A 17,694-nucleotide genomic window follows, 5' to 3' on the forward strand; every position below is an offset into this window, starting at 1 on the left:
GTGCGGCGCCCCCGCGTGCGGTGCGCCGCGGGTTCAGCGGGGCGTGATCAGCCCGTCGTCGCCCGCGCCGCGGCTGAGGACGACGTCGCTGATGCGGTCGCGCACGCTCCGGTAGCGCTCCGGGGCCTCGCCGTCGGCCATCTCCGCGTCGAGGTCGACGACCCTCGGCGGCCCCGCGCCGTCGTGGTCCATCAACTGCGGCAGGTACTCCGCCTTCGTCACCCGCCAGCGCGCGCTGTCCCGCGCGGGCGGGGTGAAGGTGAAGCGGGCGATCGTGCCCTGGTTGCCGCGGGGGTCGCGGGCGCCCGCGTGGTTGATCATGCGGCCGGCGATCTGGTCGCCCATGCCGTAGACGACCCAGGTGCCGTTGACCTTCTCGTACGCCTGCGGCACGTGCGCGTGCGTGCCGAGGATCAGGTCGACGTCGGGCGCCCCGGCCGAGCGCGAGGCGGTCAGCTCGCGGGCGAGCCGCCGCTGCGTGGCGTCCGGCGCGTCCTGCCACTCCGTGCCCCAGTGCAGGCTGACCACGACGATGTCGGCGCCCGCCCGGCGGGCGCGGCGCGCGTCCTCGACGATCCGCTCGGGGTCGGTGATGTTGACCGCCCACGGCTGGTCCGGCGGGGCGGGAATGCCGTTCGTGCCGTAGGTGTACGCGAGTTGCGCCACCGTCGCGCCGCCCGCCTCCAGCATCGCGGGCCGGCGCGCCTCGGCGGGGGTGCGCGCGGAGCCGGTGTGGGCGACGCCCGCGGCGTCGAGGGCGTCGAGGGTGCGGCTGACGCCGGGGAAGCCGGCGTCGAGGGTGTGGTTGGAGGCGGTGGAGCAGGAGTCGTAGCCGGTGGCCCGGGCGGCGGCGGCGAGTTCGGGCGGCGAGACGAAGGAGGGGTAGCCGGTGTACGGGCCGCCGGCCGGTCCGTAGACGGTCTCCATGTGGCAGATCGCCAGGTCGGCCCCGGAGATGACGGGCTTGACCCCGGCCAGCATGGGGCGGAAGTCGTGGCCGTCGCCGCCGGCGTCCAGCTTCGCCTGGGCGATGACCGAGTCGTGCGGGAGGATGTCGCCGGTGGCGACGAGGGTGAAGGGCGCCCGCGCCTCCTTGCCGGGGGCCCTGCCCTCGACGGGGGTGGTGCCGACGGGGCCGTGGGCGCAGGCGGTGGCGGCGGCGAGCAGGGCGGCGGTGAGCGCCAGCGCCGCGGTGGTCGTACTAGTCGTTTTATATCCGCGCATGGGTCGAATGCACAGGAGCGGAAAAGGGCATACAAGAAACCAGGCCGGGACTGTCCCCCGAACGGCGGCCCGGGATCGCGCGGATGCATCGCCGACCGCCCGTGCCCGACTGCTGACGGAGTGTCAGTAAGGGGGCCTTACGGTCTTCCCATCCGCGGGGGAGTGGGTTATACATGTATCCGACGGCTAGAACGTGTTCCTGTCGCGGTTCCGGCCGTCTGCCCCGAGAGCGACCCCGGCGTGCCGACTGGTGCGGACGGCACGCCGGGGTTTCTCGTGCTCTCGGCCGGTGAAGGAGCCAGCGCCGCCATGCCCCTCGACGCCGCCCGGGCCCTCGCCGCCGCCCCCCGCGAGACCCGGATCGCCTGGACCCCCAAGGACGTCCTCCTCTACCACCTGGGCATCGGCGCCGGCCGCGCCGCCACCGAACCCGCCGAACTCCGCTACGTCCTGGAGGACCGGCTGCGCGTGCTGCCCAGCTTCGTCACCGTCGCCGGTGACGGCGGCGTGGCCGGCGAGGGCGCCGGACTCGACGCCCCCGGCGTCGACGTCGACCTCACCGCCGTCCTCCACGGCGCCCAGCGCATCGCCCTGCACCGCCCGCTGCCGCCCGCCGGCGAGGCCGCCCGCACGTCGCGCATCGCCGCCGTGTACGACAAGGGCAAGGCCGCCGTGCTGGTGCTGCGCACCGAGGCGGCCGACGGGGACGGCCCGCTGTGGACGTCCGACACCCAGCTCTACGTGCGCGGTGAGGGCGGCTTCGGCGGCGAACGCGGCCCGTCGCCGCGCCTGCCCGCGCCCGCGGGGGCGCCGGCGCACGTCGTCGACCGCGGCATCCGCGAGGACCAGGCGCTGCTCTACCGGCTGTCCGGCGACTGGAACCCGCTGCACGCCGACCCGGACTTCGCCGCGCTCGCCGGGTTCGACCGGCCGATCCTGCACGGGTTGTGCTCGTACGGGATGGCGCTGAAGGCGGCGGTGGACACGGTGCTGGACGGGGACGCCGGGCGGGTGCGGTCGTATGCGGCGCGGTTCGCGGGGGTGGTGTACCCGGGCGAGACGCTGCGGATCCGGATGTGGCCGGAGCAGGGTGAGTCGGCGGGGCCGGCGGGGCCGGCGGGCGGCGGGCGGATCCGGCTGACCGCGAGCGCCGTGGAGCGGGACGAGGCGCCGGTACTGGCGGACACGGTGGTCGAGTTCGCCTGAGCGCGGGCCGGCCCGCGGGTGCGGGTGCCGGGTGCGGGTGTGGGGCGTCGCGTGTCGTTCGCCGGAGGGTCAGAGCGGGGCGTGCCGGAGCGGTACGGGGCGCGTGTGGGTGTCCTCCTCGCGGGCGCCGCCCGCGTCGTCCGGGGCGGGATCCGTCGCCGGGTACGCCCCGGTCCGTTCCTCCGCCGCCGTCGCCTCCGCGGGTTCCGCCGCCGGGTCGGGGACCGCCAGCCGGGCCAGGCCGCACGGCTGCGCCGGCGTCGCGTACGGCAGCCGCAGCTCGCCCCCCTGCGTCCACAGCCCGCTGCCGGTGATCCACCCCGGCAGCGGCGGCAGTTGGACGAGCCGCCGCGCCACCGGCCGCCACACCCCGAGCCGGCAGCCGCCGGGCCCGTCGAGCCGCAGCGCCACCCCGCACTGCTCCGGCGTCAGCACCTGACCCGGCTGCACCGCGAACGGCGTCACCGCCGTCTCCGGCGGGCACAGCGCCTCGGGGAACCGCACCGGCCGCCCGCTGCCCACCACCCCCCACCCCAGCCGGTCGTGCCCCGGGGCGTCCGAGCACAGGAGCAGCAGCCCGCTGTCGGGGTCGGCGAGCAGCAGGCGGTCGTTGCTCTCGGCGGTGAGCTGCAGCAGCGGGCTGACCTCCACCCCGTCGTGCAGCACCACCGTCACGGCCTTCGTCCGCCCCGCCAGCTCCTGGTCGACGGCCAGCACCCGGCCCGTACGGTCCAGCCAGCCGCGTGCCGCGCACCGCCCCGGCAACTCGCCGACCCGCTCCGGGCGTGCCGTGCCGGCGCCGGCGAACCCGCCCCCGTACACCCGCCACACGGCGGTGGTCTCGCCGCCGGGACCCGGGGGCGCCAGCGCGTACACCTCGGGGCTCTCCGGCGCGGGCGGCACGAGCGCGAGCCGGGGCGCGGTCACGGAACCGAGGGACTGCTCGGTGGTGTCGGGGCCCGAGGGGTGCAGGAGGGAGAACGTCTGCTCGGTGCAGCCGACGAGCCGGCGGATCAGCACGCGGCCGTCGGCCAGGGGCAGGACCGTGGTCCCCGGCTCCTCCGGCTGCGCGCAGGGGAGCGGGACGGTGTACGCCTCGGGGCCGTGGAGGGTCCAGCGTTCCGGGAACCAGTTGCCGTCGGCGTCGGTGGCGAGGCAGGCGCCGTACGTGCCGTCGGCGGTGAGGGTGAACCCGGCCCGGCCGACGGGGCGTCCGGGGGCGGCGGCGGGGAGCATCCGGGTGGCCGGGGCGGGCTCGCGCGGCGCGGCGGTGGAGGAGGCCGCGGTGGAGGAGGCCGCGCCGGGGGAAGCCGCGCTGAGGGAGGCCGCGCTGGGAGAGGCCGCGCCGGGGGAGGACGGTGGCGTCGCGGAGACGGCCACCATCGCGGGCGCCGCCCCCGCGGCGGCGGGCGCTTCCGCACCGGTCGGCACCGCCGTGTCCGCCGGCCCCTCGGAGCCCGCAGCCCCGGCGCCCCGGTCTCCCGCCCCCGCGCCCCGGTCTCCCTCCTCGGGGTCCGCTACCGCATCCGCCGCCGCCGTCGCACCAACCGTCGCATCCGCCGCGGCGGGCGCCGGGACGGTCGCCGCCCCCGCCCCCCTCGTCGCCGACGGAATCGATTCTGCACTGGGCCTCATCCGGTCCCCTCACCTCCGTACCCGAAGGTAGTTTTCGCACGTCAAAGCCATCGGCGCGGCGCCGGTGACTTCACACGTACGGGTGGCGGATCCGCCGTTCCGCTTCGCCGCCGCGCCCCGTTGTGCTTTCGAGCGGGCGCCGCGACCGGGCCGTGTCGGCGGGGGTAGCCTTGCCCCGTGCCCGCACTCGCCGACGTCGTCGCCGCGCTCGAAGCCCTCTGGCCCGCCGGCCGCGCCGAGCCGTGGGACGCGGTGGGCACGGTGTGCGGCGACCCGGACGCCCGGGTGCAGCGCGTGCTGTTCGCCGTCGATCCCGTCCGGGAGGTCGTCGCGGAGGCCGTCGAGTCGGACGCCGACCTGCTCGTCACGCACCACCCGCTCTACCTGCGCGGTACGTCGACCGTCTCGGCCGGGACGTTCAAGGGCCGCGTCGTGCACACGCTCATCAAGAACGACGTCGCGCTGCACGTCGCCCACACCAACGCCGACCGCGCCGACCCCGGCGTCTCCGACGCCCTGGCCGGCGCCCTCGGCCTGCGCGTCACCGGCCCGCTCGTGCCCGACCCCGACGACCCCGCGGGCCGCCGCGGCCTCGGCCGCCTCGGCGAGCTGGACGCCCCCGTGACGCTGCGGGAGTTCGCCGACCGCGCCGCCGCGTCCCTGCCCCGTACCGCCACCGGACTGCGCGTCGCCGGCGACCCGGCCGGCCAGGTCCGTACGGCCGCCGTCTGCGGCGGCTCCGGCGACGGGCTCTTCGACGCGGTGCGCGCCGCAGGGGTCGACGTCTACGTGACCGCCGACCTGCGCCACCACCCGGTCTCCGAGGCGCAGCAGCACGCCGCCCTCGCCGGCGAAGGCCGCCCGTACCTGATCGACGCCGGCCACTGGGCCACGGAGTGGCCCTGGTGCGAGCAGGCCGCCGCGCAGTTGGACGCCATCTCGGACCGGAACGGATGGGGTCTGCGCACGCGGGTGTCGCGTATCGTGACCGACCCCTGGACCACGCACTCGCCCGCCCCGGCCGCGCCGAACGGGCCGAGCCCGGGAGCCCCGGCCCCCCACGCCAGCCTTGCCCCTACGAGCCCGGAGCAGCCAGCTTGAACGCCGCCCCCGCCGACCAGATCCGCCTGCTGGACGTCCAGGCCCTCGACGTCCGCCTCACCCAGCTCCAGCACCGCCGCCGCACCCTCCCGGAACACGAGGAGGTCGCCTCCCTGGAGGCCGACCTCGCCCAGCACCGCGACCTGCTCGTCGCCGCCCAGACCGAGGAGGGCGACACCGGGCGCGAGCAGACCAAGGCGGAGAAGGACGTCGACCAGGTGCGCCAGCGCGCCGCGCGGGACCAGCAGCGGCTGGACTCCGGCGCGGTGACCTCGCCCAAGGACCTGGAGAACCTGCAGAGCGAGATCGCCTCGCTGGCGCGGCGCCAGAGCGACCTGGAGGACGTGGTCCTGGAGGTCATGGAGCGCCGCGAGACCGCGCAGGAGCGGGTGACCGAGCTGACCGGGCGGGTCGAGTCCGTACAGGCCAAGATCGCGGACGCCACGGCGCGGCGCGACGCGGCGGTGGGCGAGATCGACGCCGAGGCCGCCACGGTCACCAAGGAGCGCGCGGACGCCGCCGACGAGATCCCCGCCGACCTGCTGAAGCTCTACGACAAGCTGCGCGAGCAGCAGGGCGGCGTCGGCGCGGCCCGGCTCTACCAGCGGCGCTGCGAGGGCTGCCGGCTGGAGTTGAACATCACCGAGATCAACGAGGTACGGGCCGCGGCCCCCGACACCGTCGTACGGTGCGAGAACTGCCGCCGGATCCTGGTCCGTACACCCGAATCCGGCCTCTGATGCCCGGCCCGGCCCGGCGCGTGTTCGTCGTCGAGGCGGACGGCGGCTCGCGGGGGAACCCGGGGCCCGCGGGGTACGGGGCGGTGGTGCGCGACGCGGACGGCGGGGTGCTGGCCGAGGACGCGGCGTACGTGGGGGTGGCGAGCAACAACGTCGCGGAGTACCGGGGGCTGATCGCCGGGCTGCGGGCGGCGCGGCGGATCGATCCGGACGCGGAGGTCCGGGTGCGGATGGACTCCAAGCTCGTCGTCGAGCAGATGTCGGGGCGCTGGAAGATCAAGCACCCCGGGATGCGCGAACTCGCCGCCGAGGCGCGGGAGGTCTTCCCGCCGGGGCGGGTCTCGTACGAGTGGATCCCGCGGGAGAAGAACAAGCACGCGGACCGGCTCGCCAACGAGGCGATGGACGCGGGCAGACGGGGCGGGCGGTGGCGCCCCGAGACGTCCCGGGCGGAACAGGACGCGGCGGACGCCGCGTCCGCGGCCCGCGCGGGCGGCGCGGTACGGGCCGAGGGCGCGGCACGGTCCGCCACCCCCGCCGTGGGCTGGGGCGCCGGCCTCGGGACGCCCACCACGCTCCTCCTGCTCCGCCACGGCGAGACGGACCTCACCCCCCAGAAGCGCTTCTCCGGCACCGGCGGCAGCGACCCCGCGCTCTCCGCGACCGGCCGCGGCCAGGCCGCGGCGGCCGCCGGGCTCCTCGCCGCCCGCGGCGCCGGCCAGGCCACCGCCGGCCGGGACGCCGCCGCCGTCCAGGACATCGTCAGCTCCCCGCTGCGCCGCTGCCGCGAGACCGCGGAGGCGGTCGCCGGGCGGCTCGGGCTCGGCGTCCGGGTCGAGGACGGCCTGCGCGAGGCGGACTTCGGCGCGTGGGAGGGGCTGACGTTCGCGGAGGTGCAGGAGCGCCACCCCGACGACCTCGCCGCCTGGCTGCGTTCCACGAAGGCGGCGCCGAGCGGCGGCGGGGAGTCCTTCGCCGAGGTCAGCCGGCGCGTCGCGGTCGCCCGCGACAAGATCCTCGCCCGGTACGCCGGGCACACGGTGCTGCTCGTCACGCACGTGACGCCGGTCAAGACGCTGGTCCGGCTGGCGCTCGGCGCGCCGCCCGAGTCGCTGTTCCGGATGGAGCTGTCGCCGGCGGCGCTGTCGGAGGTCGCGTACTACGCGGACGGGCACGCGAGCGTACGCCTGCTGAACGACACGTCGCACCTGCGCTGAGCGACTCCCACCCCTTCCCCGGGCGACCCCTCCACGGGCGGGCACCGCCCGGGGTCCGTGCTGCCCGCCATCTGGTACGGATGTACATGTACACTCGTACTAGTACATGCGTACAGCTACGGGAGGGATCTCCATGGCAGCCTCGCCCGCGGAGAAGGAACAGCCGGCCGCGCGCACCCGCCGCGACCCCCGGGCGCGCCGCCGGGCGATCGTGCGCGCCGCCGCGGACCTGCTGGTGGAGGGCGGCGGCGGCGACATCACCCACCGCCGGGTCGCCGAGCGCGCCGGGGTGCCGCTGGGCGCGACCACGTACTACTTCGCCTCGCTCGACGAACTGCGCGAGGCCGGGCTGCAGGTCCTGGTGGACGAGATCGAGGAGTTCGTCGACTACGCCCGCCGCATCTCGGCCGGCGTGCCGCGCGAGCCGGAGGCCCTGGCCCGGCTCTTCCACGACTACTTCAGCGACCGCGACAAGATGCGCGCCGACCTCGCGCTCTACGGCGCCACGATCCACCGCCCGGAGCTGCACGCGCTCGCGCTGCGCTGGTTCGACGCGATGGTCGAGCTGCTGACCGACTGGACCGACCCGGCCACCGCGCGGCTGCTCGCCGCGTTCACGGACGGCATCGGCCTGCACGTGATGCTCCGCGGCGAGCCGGTCGAACTGGACGAGCTGACCCGGGCGATCACCGCCCTGATGCGTTCGGCTCCGGGCCGGGAGGAGGACGGGTGAAGACGGAGCAGGCAGTGGCGGACCGTGCCGCCGGGCTGAGCCGCGGGCGGCGCTGGGCCGCGCTGGCGGTGCTGTCCGCCAGCCTCCTCGTGATCGCCATGGATATGACGATCCTGAACGTCGCCCTCCCGCACATCACCGCCGACCTCGCCCCCTCGGCGGCGCAGCAGTTGTGGATGGTCGACGTCTACGCGCTGATCCTGGCCGGGCTGCTGGTCCCGGTCAGCGCCCTCGCCGACCGCTACGGGCGCAAGCGGATGCTGCTCACGGGGTACCTGTTCTTCGGCGGGTTCTCCCTGGCGATCCTGGCCGTCGACGGCGCGGCCGGGGTGATCCTCGTCCGCGCGCTGCTGGGCCTCGCCGGGGCCATGATCATGCCGACGACCCTGTCGATGGTCCGCGTGATCTTCACAGACCCGAAGGAGCGCGCCACCGCCCTGGGGATCTGGGCGGCGATCTCCGCCGTGGGCCTGGCGGTCGGGCCGGTCGTCGGCGGGCTCCTCCTGGAGCACGTCTCGTGGCACTCGGCGTTCCTCATCAACGTGCCGCTGATGGCCGTGGCGATCGTCGCGGGCCTCTTCCTGCTGCCGGAGTACCGCACGGCGGTCCGGCCGCGCTGGGACCTGCCGGGGACGCTCGCCACGATCGCGGGGATGGTCGCCCTGGTCTGGTCGATCAAGCACTTCGCGAAGGAGGGCTTCGGCGACGCGGCGTCGTGGGCGGCCCTCGGCGCGGCGGTGCTGCTGCTCGGCTGGTTCGTACGCCGCAGTCTGCGCCGCCCCGACCCGATGCTGGACCTCCGGCTCTTTGGCCGGGCGCCGTTCACGGCGGGGATCGTCGCGGCGCTGGCGTCGATGTTCGCGCTGGGCGCGCTGCTGCTGCTGGTCGCGCAGTGGCTCCAACTGGTCGACGGCCGCACCCCGTTGCAGGCCGGCGTCGCGCTGACGCCGGCGGCGATAGCCATGACCGTCGCGTCGCCGCTCGCGCCCGCGCTCGCGGCGCGTATCGGTGCGCGCGCGGTCCTGGCCGGGGGTCTGGCGATCGCGGGGGCGGGGTTCCTCGTCATCCACCTGGCGCCGAGCCCGATCGGCTACCCGTGGATGGCGGTGGCGCTGGTGCTGCTGGGCGGGGGCGGGAGCTCGCTGGCGGTCGCCTCGGGGATCATCATGGCGGGCACCCCGCAGGAGAAGGCGGGCAACGCCGCGGCGCTGGAGGAGACTTCCTACGAACTGGGCAGTGTGCTGGGGGTGGCGGTCCTCGGCAGCGTCGCCGGGGCAGCGTACCGGTCACACCTGGGGGAGGGGGTGCTGCGCGCGCTGACTCCGGCGCAGGCGCACGACGCGCGCGAGTCCCTGGCGGGGGCGCTGGAGGCGGCGGAGCACACGGGCTCGGGGCGGCTCGCCGCGCGAGCGGCGGACGCGTTCGTCGACTCACTCGCGCTGACGGGGCTGGTCGGCTTCCTCACGCTGCTGGGCGCGGCGGTGCTCACGGCGGTGCTGGTGCCGAAGGACCTGGACCTGACGAAGCAGGCGCACTGACGCGACGGCGCGCCAACCGGACCTCCTCCGAGGCGGTCATGCACCCGGGCCGTCCGTGTCGCGGTCGCCGGCGGGCCGCCCGGCACTGTCGCGCTGGTGGCTGCGGCGGGCGTCGCGGTCGAAGATGCCGAGGATCTCACAGGGGCCGCCTTCGGCGCCGAGTGCGTGCGGGAGCATGGTGGGGAACTCGGCGGCCTGGTGCGTCTCGACGCGAAAGCGGCGGTGGCCCAGCATGAGGCTCGCGGTGCCGGACAGCACGACGATCCATTCCCGCCCCGGGTGCGCGCGCATGCGTGCGGGGTCGTCCGGCGGCGGATCGGTGATCCGCTGACGCATGACCGTCAAACCGGGGTCGCCTTTGACGGGCCAGCGCATCAGCCCGTGCGCACTGTCGATCATCGGGCTGGTGACGACGTCGTCGGACGCCGTCTCCACGAGCTGGTCCAGCGAGGTGTCCAGGGCGCGGGCCAGGGTGACGAGCTGATCCAGCGCGAGGCGGCGCTGGCCGTTCTCGATTCGGGAGAGCGTGGACTGGCTGACGTTGGCGCGGCCGGCCAGCTCCTCCAGGGACCAGCCCTGCGCCACCCGCAGGGCGCGGATGCGCTTGCGTACGAGGCCGTCCAGATCGCCGTCGTTTTGCGTCATAGGCAAGATTGTATGCCCAGGATGCAAGTCAGGGTTAGCGTGCTGAGCAGAGCCCGGAACAGGGGGCCACGCCCTTCTGAGAGGATCCGATGAGCACGAACCCTCCCGTACCCACCGCCGGCCCCAGCGGTGCCGGGGTACCCGATGCGCGTCAGCTACGCGGCATCCTGATCGCCGTCTCCGTCGCCCTGATGGCCGTGATCGCGTCGGTGTCCGGGCTGGGCGTCGCGCAGACCCACATGGCGGTCGAGTTCGGCGCCTCGCAGAGCACCGTCCTGTGGATCATCAACATCTACACCCTCGCCCTGGCCGCGCTCCTGCTGCCGTTCGGCGCGATCGGTGACCGCCTGGGCCGCAAGCCCATGCTGATCGCCGGACTGATCGTGTTCGCCGCCGCGAGCATCCTGGCGGGCCTGGCCCCGACCGCGGCGGTCATGCTGGCCGCGCGCGTGGCCGCCGGGGTCAGCGCGGCGATGATCATGCCGATCACCCTGGCCGTCATCACCTCCACCTTCCCCGAGGAACGGCGCGGCAAGGCGATCGGCGTGTGGACCGGTGTCGCGGGCAGCGGCGGCGTCCTCGGCATGTTCCTCTCCGCGCTCCTGGTCGACGTCGCGGACTGGCGCTGGCTGTTCGTGCTGCCCGTCGTGCTGAGCGTCGTCGCCCTGGGCATGACGCTGAAGTCGGTTCCCGACTCCCGCGAGAAGCCGGCCCATCGCTTCGACACCGTCGGCGCACTGGTGTCCAGCGTCGCCGTGAGCGGCCTCGTCTTCGTCCTGCAGGAAGGCCCCGAACGCGGCTGGACGGCCCCCGCGACGGTGACCAGCCTCGCCGTCGGCCTGACGGCCGCCGCCGGCTTCGTGGCCTGGGAACTACGCCGCCGGGACGCCGCGCTCCTGGACGTACGGCTCTTCCGCGAGCGGGGTCTGGCGGGCGGCTCGCTCACACTGCTGGCCGTCTTCGGCGTCCAGGCGGGCATCGCCGTGGTCCTCTTCCCCTTCTTCCAGGCCGTCTTCGGCTGGTCGGGCCTGCTGTCCACACTGGCGCTGATGCCGATGGCACTCACGATGATGCTCGCCTCCGGCCTCGCTCCCAGGCTCGCCGTACGCGCCGGCTCCCGCGCGACCATGGCCGCGGGCGTTGCGCTGGCCGGGACCGGGCTGGCCCTGATGGCGCTGTTCGTCTCCGCCGACGGCTATCTGAACATCCTGCCCGGCCTGCTCGTCATGGGCATGGGCATGGGCCTGTCGATGACCCCCGCCACCGAGGCCATCACCGCCTCCCTGCCGCGCCGGAAGCAGGGCGTGGCCTCCGCGCTCAACGACGTCACCCGGGAGCTCGGCACCGCCCTCGGCGTCGCCATGCTCGGCGCGCTCCTGTCCGCCGGGTACCGCAACGCCATCGACGGCCGGCTGAACGGCATCCCCGAGGGCGCCGCGGACACCGCCCGGGAGGGCGTCGCCAACGCCGTCGAGGCGGCGGGCGGCGCCGGCCCGCACGCACCGGACCTGCTCCACGCCGCCCGGCAGTCCTTCGTCGACGGCTGGCAGCAGGCCATGTGGGCGGGCGTCGCCGTCATGGGAGTCCTGTTCCTTTACCTCCTGGCCCGCGGCCCCGGGAACACCGGCCCTACGGCGCCAGCGCCGCGGCCTCCGCGGCGAGCTTCTCCACCGTCGCCCAGTCCTTCGTCGCCAGCGCCGCCTTCGGCAGCATCCACGTGCCGCCCACGCAGCCGACGTTCGGCAGCGCGAGATACCCCGGCGCCGACTCCGCCGTGATGCCGCCCGTCGGGCAGAACCGGGCGCGCGGCAGCGGGGAGCCGAGGGACTTCAGGTACGCGATGCCGCCCGACGCCTCCGCCGGGAAGAACTTCATCTCCGTCACCCCGCGCTCCAGCAGGCCCATCGCCTCCGACACCGACGACACCCCCGGCAGGTGGGGCAGGCCCGAGGCGGCCATCGCGGTCAGCAGCCGGTCCGTGGTGCCGGGGCTGACGAGGAACCGGGCGCCCGCGGCGGCGGAGGCGTCCACCGCCGCCGCGTCCAGCACCGTGCCGGCGCCGACCACCGCATCCGGCACCTCGGCGGCGATGGCCCGGATCGCGTCGAGCGCCGCGGGCGTGCGCAGGGTCACCTCGACCGCCGGCAGCCCTCCGGCGACCAGCGCGCGCGCCAGCGGCACGGCGTCGGCGGCGTCGTCGAGGACGACGACGGGGATGACGGGCGCGAGGCCGAGGACGGAGGCGGGAACGGAGGCGGAGTCAGTGGTCACGCCGCCATCGTGCCTCTGCGGACAGGCGGGTGCAACGCCCGTTGCGTACCGTGCAACTGCCTGCGCGCGGGCACTCTCAGCCCTGCCCACGGGCGCTCCGGCTGGAACGGCGCGTACGGGCACCGGCCCCGGCGCCCGTACGCCGCGCCGGCTCTACAGCTCCGTGACCACCACGTCCAGCTCCCACGGCTGCCCCGCCCGCCGCGGCGCCTCCCCCTCCACCCGGTACCCCAGGTCGCGCAGCGCCGTGACCAATTGCTCGGGAGCGCGGGGCTTCGCGCCGGAGGTCAGCAGGTCGCGGAGCAGCCGGCCCTTCGTCGCCTTGTTGAAGTGGCTGACCACCGACCGCTTCTCCACCCCGTCCACCACCGTCGCGTGCAGGACCCGCACCGCCGCGGTGCGCGCCGCCAGTTCGCCGCGGGGCCGCCAGGCCGTCGCGTACGCCGACGAGCGCAGGTCGAGGACCAGCCCGCGCCCCGCCGCCGCCGGCAGGGCGGCGTCCAGCGGGCCGCGCCAGTACGCGCCGAGCGCGCCGGCCGCGGGCAGGCGGACGCCCATGGAGCAGCGGTACGCCGGGATGCGGTCGCCGATGCGCACGGCGCCCCACAGGCCGGAGAAGACCAGCAGCGACGCCGACGCGCGCCGCTTCGCCGCGGGATCGAGCGTGGCGAGGCCGAGGGCGTCGTAGAGCACGCCGGTGTAGACCTGCCCGGCGGGGCGGGTGGGCGCCGTCCGCAGCCGGGCGTTCCGCGCCACCTCGCCGCGCAGCCCTTCGGTGAGGCCGAGCACGTCGGCGGCCTTCTCCTCGTCGGCGGCGCAGAGTCCGACCAGCTCGTCGAGGACGGCCTCGCGGGCGGCGGTGAGGCCGGGCAGGGAGAGCGCGTCGAGCTTCAGCGGGGCCCCGCGCCTGCCCTCGGCCTTGCCCTCGGACGGTGGCAGCAGTACGAGCACGAATCCTCCCGCGGTGACGTATCGGTCCCCCTCCGCCCTCCGGCAGCCTACCCGCGCGGCGCCGGGGGTCCGGACAAGGCGCCGTGCGCGGACCATTGACAAACCCGCGACCTGCCTCAAAACTCTGACTGCCAATCAGCAAGACATCGACTCAGTTACGCAAACGTACGTTGATTTCTTGCAAGAGCACGGCATGCGCACTCTGTCAGCCCCCCACAGAACAGAGGACACCATGAAGTGGAAGCAGCTCAGACGGCGCGTGGCCGTCGGGATACCGGCGCTCGGCCTGGTCGCGATCGGGGTCCTCCCCCTCTCCGGCTCGGCCATCGCCGGCATCGCCCCCGAGGGCGGCAGCACCGGAAGCACCCGCTCCGCCGGCAACGCGGCGGTGGCGGCCGGCGCGGAACTGCCGTACGTCGCGTACGAGGCGGAGGCCGGCACGTACGACGGCACCCTGCTGGAGGCCGACGCGAAGCGGACCTTCGGGCACACGAACTTCGCGTCCGAGTCCTCGGGCCGCCAGTCGGTGCGGCTGGAGAACACCGGTCAGTACGTCGAGTTCACCTCGACCTCCCCGACCAACTCCATCGTCGTCCGCAACTCCATCCCCGACGCCCCGGGCGGCGGCGGCGCGGAGGCGACCATCAGCCTCTACGCGAACGGCGAGTTCGTGCAGAAGCTGGACCTGTCGTCCAAGCACAGTTGGCTCTACGGCAACACCGACGACCCCGAGGGCCTGACCAACAACCCGCAGACCGACGCCCGGCGGCTCTTCGACGAGTCCCACGCGCTGCTGGAGGAGAGCTACCCGGAGGGCACCACCTTCCGCCTCCAGCGCGACGCCGACGACAGCGCCGCGTTCTACATCATCGACCTGATCGACCTGGAGCAGGTCGCGCCGCCGGCCGAGAAGCCGGCCGCGTGCACGTCGATCACCGAGTACGGCGCCGTGCCCGACGACGGCAACGACGACACCGAGGCGCTGCAGGCGGCCGTCACCGCCGACCAGAACGGCGAGATCGAGTGCGTCTGGGTCCCGCCGGGCCAGTGGCGGCAGGAGCAGAAGATCCTGACCGAGGACCTCGCGGGCGGCCAGTACAACCAGGTCGGCATCAGCGATGTCGACATCCGCGGCGCCGGCATGTGGCACTCGCAGTTCTACACGCTGACCCCGCCGCACGAGGCGGGCGGCATCAACCACCCGCACGAGGGCAACTTCGGCTTCGACATCGACAAGAACACCAAGATCTCCGACCTCGCCATCTTCGGCTCCGGCACCATCCGCGGCGGCGACGGCGGCCACGAGGGCGGCGTGGGCCTCAACGGCCGGTTCGGCGTCGGCACGGAGATCTCGAACGTGTGGATCGAGCACGCCAACGTCGGGGTCTGGGTCGGCCGCGACTACTCCAACAGGCCCGAGCTGTGGGGCCCGGCCGACGGGCTGAAGTTCAGCGGCATGCGGATCCGCAACACCTACGCCGACGGCATCAACTTCACCAACGGCACCCGCAACTCCGAGGTCGTCAACTCGTCCTTCCGTACCACGGGCGACGACTCGCTCGCGGTCTGGGCCAGCAAGTACGTGAAGGACCCCGCCACCGACATCGGCCACGACAACCACTTCCGCAACAACACCATCCAGTTGCCCTGGCGTGCGAACGGGGTCGCGATCTACGGCGGCTACGGCAACACCGTCGAGAACAACCTGATCTCCGACACGGCGAACTACCCGGGCATCATGCTCGCCACCGACCACGACCCCGTGCCGTTCTCGGGCGAGACGACGATCTCGGGCAACTCGCTGTACCGCTGCGGCGGCGCGTTCTGGGGCGAGGCGCAGGAGTTCGGCGCGATCACGCTCTTCCCCGCGGGCCAGCCGATCCCGGGCGTGACGATCAAGGACACCGACATCCACGACTCGACGTACGACGGGATCCAGTTCAAGACGGGCGGCGGCGAGATGCCGAACGTGAACATCTCGAACGTGTCGATCGAGAAGTCCAACAACGGCGCCGGCATCCTCGCCATGGGCGGCGCCCGCGGCAGCGCGAACCTCACGAACGTCACCATCACCGACTCGGCGGAGGGCGACGTCGTCATCGAGCCGGGTTCGCAGTTCGTGATCAACGGCTGGCCGGGCGCGGAGAACGGCACCCCGGCCCGTAGCAAGGAGGGCTGACACCGGCACCACCCTCATGCCATCCCCGAGGCGGGGCCGGCCGGGACGTCACGTCCCGGCCGGCCCCGCCGCCTTGCCCCTGCTCTTGTCCTTGCCCTTGCCGGAACGGTTACGGCAGCCCGTCGACGTGCGGGCCCACCGTGTTCGACCACCCGTTGCCGTTGCTGGCGTCCCAGTTGGTCGACCAGGTCATCGCACCGCGCAGACCCGGGTAGGTCTTGTCCGGCGTGAACGAGCCGCAGCCGGTGCCCCGCGTCAGGCAGTCGAGCGCGTCGGTCACCACACCCGGATCCACGTACCCGCCGCCCGCCGCCTGCGGCGAGGCGGGCAGTCCGAGGCCGACCTGCGAGGGGTCGAGCCCGTTCTCCAACTGGATGCAGGCCAGCGCGGTGAGGAAGTCGACCGTGCCCTGGGAGTAGACCTGGCCGTCGCAGCCCAGCATGGAACCGCTGTTGTAGTACTGCATGTTGACGACGGTGAGGAAGTCCTTGATGTTCAGCGCCGTCTTGAAGTACTCGTTGGACGGCGACTGCATGTCGATGGTCTGCGGCGCCATCGTCACCACCAGGCCGTCGCCCGCGCCCGCGTGGATCGCCTCCAGGGCCTGCGTCATGTACGTGGAGTTGAGCCCGTTCTCCAGGTCGATGTCGACGCCGTCGAACCCGTACTCCTCCATGAGCGACAGGATGCTGGTGGCGAAGGCGTCCGCGGACGCCGCGTCGTTGACGGAGACCGCGCCGCGCTCGCCGCCGACGGAGACGACGACGGACTTGCCGCTCTCCTGCTTCGCGGCGATGTCGGCCTTGAAGGCGTCCTCGCCGTAGTTCAGCGCCGGGTCGAGGGTGAAGTCGACCTGGCCGGGGGTGCCCGTCGCGTCGGCGAAGGCGACGGCGATGATGTCGTACGCCTCCGGCACGTCGGCGATGGTCTGGACCGTCGCGCCGTTGTCGAAGTTCTGCCAGTAGCCGGTGACCGCGTGCGCGGGCACGGCGGCGGTGTCGGCGGCCGGCTCGGGGTCGGCGGCGGCCTCGCTGACGGCCACGGCGGCGAGCCCGCCGGCGGTGAGCGTCGCGGCGGCCACGGCGCTGACGAGGCGTGTGCGTGTCTTCCGGAACTTGTGTGTACGTGCCACAACTGCCTCCGGGTGGGGGGTGGTCGTTTCGGGGTACGGCCGGGCGCGGCACCCGCCCCGGGAAGGGCGGAACGGGCCCGCGCCCGGCCGGGTCGGCCGGGTCGCTCAGGTTGCGTGGCCGACCCGGGTCAGCAGCTCAGGTTGTCGCCGGGGGTCGTGCCGAGGATCCCGGTGAACTGCGTGTACTTGTCGATCCGGCTCTGCACCTGGGCGGGGTTGCCGCCGTTGCACTCGATCGACCCGTTGATGGCCCGGATGGTCTCGCCGAAGCCGTGCCCGCCGACGATCGCGTCGTGCGCGGGCATCGACCCGGGACCGGACTGCGTCATCCAGTACCAGATGCCGGTCTTCCACGCGACGGCCGCGTTCCGCTCCACCTGCCAGGGGTCGTTCAGCAGGTCGATGCCCAGCGCGTCGCCGGCGGCCTTGTAGTTGAAGTTCCAACTGAGCTGGATGGGCCCGCGCCCGTAGTACGCGGCCTGCCCGGCGGGACAGCCGTACGGCTGCGACGCGTCGCAGTAGTGCGGGTAGTTGTCCTGGTTCTGCTCGACGATGTGCACGAGCCCGCCGGTCTCGTGGCTGACGTTCGCCAGGAAGGCGGCGGCCTCGCGCTTCTTGGTGGTCTCGTCGCCGGTGTTGGCGAACGCGGGGTACGCGCTGAGCGCGTCGGTCAGCCCCTGGTACGTGTAGAAGGCGTTCCGCCCCGGGAACATCTGGTTGAACTGCGCCTCACTGACGATGAACTCCGCAGCCACCGCCTTGTCCGCGCCTCCCTCGCTCTCCTCGCCCGCCGACGCGGTCACGGGCAACACGACGGCGAGCGCCGCGGCGAGTGCGCCGATCGCGAGCAGGGCCTTGACCTTTGTTCCGAGTTTCCTCAGCACCTCATCACTCTCCTGGTGGGGGGTCACCGGCGCGAACGCCGACGTTGGAGTTTGACGCGCCGCAGTCAATCACCTTGGTCTGCACCAAGACAAGGTGTAGACCAATGTCTTCCGATCAGGTCGACTTGTCGGCATCCCCCGGGCCTCGCCCGCCTCGTCGACTGCCGGAAGTCGTGGTGCACCGCCCCCTCCACCGACGCCGCCCGCGTCCGGTCCAGCCGCTCCAACTCCGCCCGCT

At 74.0% G+C, this 17,694-nt stretch carries 14 protein-coding genes and 1 pseudogene; 8 read left to right on the top strand and 7 right to left on the bottom strand.

The annotated features are described in order from the left end of the window. Positions 1–33: 33 nt before the first annotated feature. Positions 34–1,224, bottom strand: a complete 1,191-nt coding sequence (locus tag O7599_RS29610; RefSeq protein ID WP_281618666.1) for a CapA family protein — start codon at positions 1,222–1,224, stop codon at positions 34–36. 309 nt (positions 1,225–1,533) lie between these two features. Between O7599_RS29610 and O7599_RS29615 the strand changes: the two genes are divergently transcribed. After that, a complete protein-coding gene (locus O7599_RS29615; RefSeq protein ID WP_281618667.1) occupies positions 1,534–2,430 on the top strand; it encodes a MaoC/PaaZ C-terminal domain-containing protein in 897 nt (298 codons plus the stop codon). Positions 2,431–2,499: 69 nt separating this feature from the next. Here O7599_RS29615 and O7599_RS29620 read toward each other — a convergent pair whose 3' ends face one another. Continuing rightward, positions 2,500–3,813 carry a hypothetical protein gene (locus tag O7599_RS29620; RefSeq protein WP_281623570.1) on the bottom strand — a complete coding sequence of 438 codons (1,314 nt, stop codon included), beginning with the start codon at positions 3,811–3,813 and terminating at the stop codon, positions 2,500–2,502. Positions 3,814–4,242: 429 nt separating this feature from the next. Here O7599_RS29620 and O7599_RS29625 point away from each other — a divergent pair, with 429 nt between their 5' ends. The 5 genes from O7599_RS29625 to O7599_RS29645 all read left to right on the top strand — a co-directional run bounded on the left by O7599_RS29625 (position 4,243) and on the right by O7599_RS29645 (position 9,394). Further along, positions 4,243–5,166 carry a Nif3-like dinuclear metal center hexameric protein gene (locus tag O7599_RS29625; protein ID WP_281618668.1) on the top strand — a complete coding sequence of 308 codons (924 nt, stop codon included), beginning with the start codon at positions 4,243–4,245 and terminating at the stop codon, positions 5,164–5,166. Further along, entirely contained in the window at positions 5,163–5,906 is a 744-nt protein-coding gene (locus O7599_RS29630; RefSeq protein WP_281618669.1) for a C4-type zinc ribbon domain-containing protein, read from the top strand. Before O7599_RS29625 ends, O7599_RS29630 begins: the two co-directional genes overlap by 4 nt. Next, positions 5,906–7,123, top strand: a complete 1,218-nt coding sequence (locus O7599_RS29635) for a bifunctional RNase H/acid phosphatase (protein WP_281618670.1) — start codon at positions 5,906–5,908, stop codon at positions 7,121–7,123. Before O7599_RS29630 ends, O7599_RS29635 begins: the two co-directional genes overlap by 1 nt. A 133-nt stretch (positions 7,124–7,256) precedes the next feature. Continuing rightward, complete coding sequence (locus O7599_RS29640) at positions 7,257–7,856, top strand: TetR family transcriptional regulator (protein ID WP_281618671.1); 600 nt, start codon at positions 7,257–7,259, stop codon at positions 7,854–7,856. Beyond that, positions 7,853–9,394, top strand: coding sequence for an MFS transporter (locus O7599_RS29645; RefSeq protein WP_348652572.1), 1,542 nt, complete (start codon positions 7,853–7,855; stop codon positions 9,392–9,394). The genes O7599_RS29640 and O7599_RS29645 overlap by 4 nt, the downstream gene beginning before the upstream one ends. Positions 9,395–9,430: 36 nt before the next feature. On the opposite strand, the gene O7599_RS29650 is transcribed toward O7599_RS29645, so the two are convergent. Further along, positions 9,431–10,039, bottom strand: a complete 609-nt coding sequence (locus O7599_RS29650) for an XRE family transcriptional regulator (RefSeq protein WP_281618672.1) — start codon at positions 10,037–10,039, stop codon at positions 9,431–9,433. Between the two features lie 89 nt (positions 10,040–10,128). Here O7599_RS29650 and O7599_RS29655 point away from each other — a divergent pair. Continuing rightward, positions 10,129–11,655 (top strand): annotated as a pseudogene (locus O7599_RS29655) (MFS transporter); the annotation flags it as partial. 13 nt (positions 11,656–11,668) lie between these two features. On the opposite strand, the gene eda reads toward O7599_RS29655, so the two are convergent. Continuing rightward, positions 11,669–12,310, bottom strand: a complete 642-nt coding sequence (gene eda / locus O7599_RS29660; protein ID WP_281618673.1) for a bifunctional 4-hydroxy-2-oxoglutarate aldolase/2-dehydro-3-deoxy-phosphogluconate aldolase — start codon at positions 12,308–12,310, stop codon at positions 11,669–11,671. Positions 12,311–12,463: 153 nt separating this feature from the next. Continuing rightward, complete coding sequence (yaaA, locus tag O7599_RS29665) at positions 12,464–13,261, bottom strand: peroxide stress protein YaaA (RefSeq protein ID WP_281618674.1); 798 nt, start codon at positions 13,259–13,261, stop codon at positions 12,464–12,466. A gap of 232 nt (positions 13,262–13,493) precedes the next feature. Here yaaA and O7599_RS29670 point away from each other — a divergent pair, with 232 nt between their 5' ends. Then, positions 13,494–15,440, top strand: a complete 1,947-nt coding sequence (locus O7599_RS29670) for a right-handed parallel beta-helix repeat-containing protein (protein WP_281618675.1) — start codon at positions 13,494–13,496, stop codon at positions 15,438–15,440. 109 nt (positions 15,441–15,549) lie between these two features. Here O7599_RS29670 and O7599_RS29675 read toward each other — a convergent pair whose 3' ends face one another. Both O7599_RS29675 and O7599_RS29680 read right to left on the bottom strand, forming a co-directional pair. After that, a complete protein-coding gene (locus O7599_RS29675; protein ID WP_281618676.1) occupies positions 15,550–16,572 on the bottom strand; it encodes a chitinase in 1,023 nt (340 codons plus the stop codon). A gap of 128 nt (positions 16,573–16,700) precedes the next feature. Continuing rightward, complete coding sequence (locus O7599_RS29680; protein ID WP_281618677.1) at positions 16,701–17,456, bottom strand: chitinase; 756 nt, start codon at positions 17,454–17,456, stop codon at positions 16,701–16,703. Positions 17,457–17,694: the final 238 nt, after the last annotated feature.

Origin of the sequence: Streptomyces sp. WMMC500 (assembly GCF_027497195.1) — a bacterium.
GTDB lineage: Bacteria > Actinomycetota > Actinomycetes > Streptomycetales > Streptomycetaceae > Streptomyces.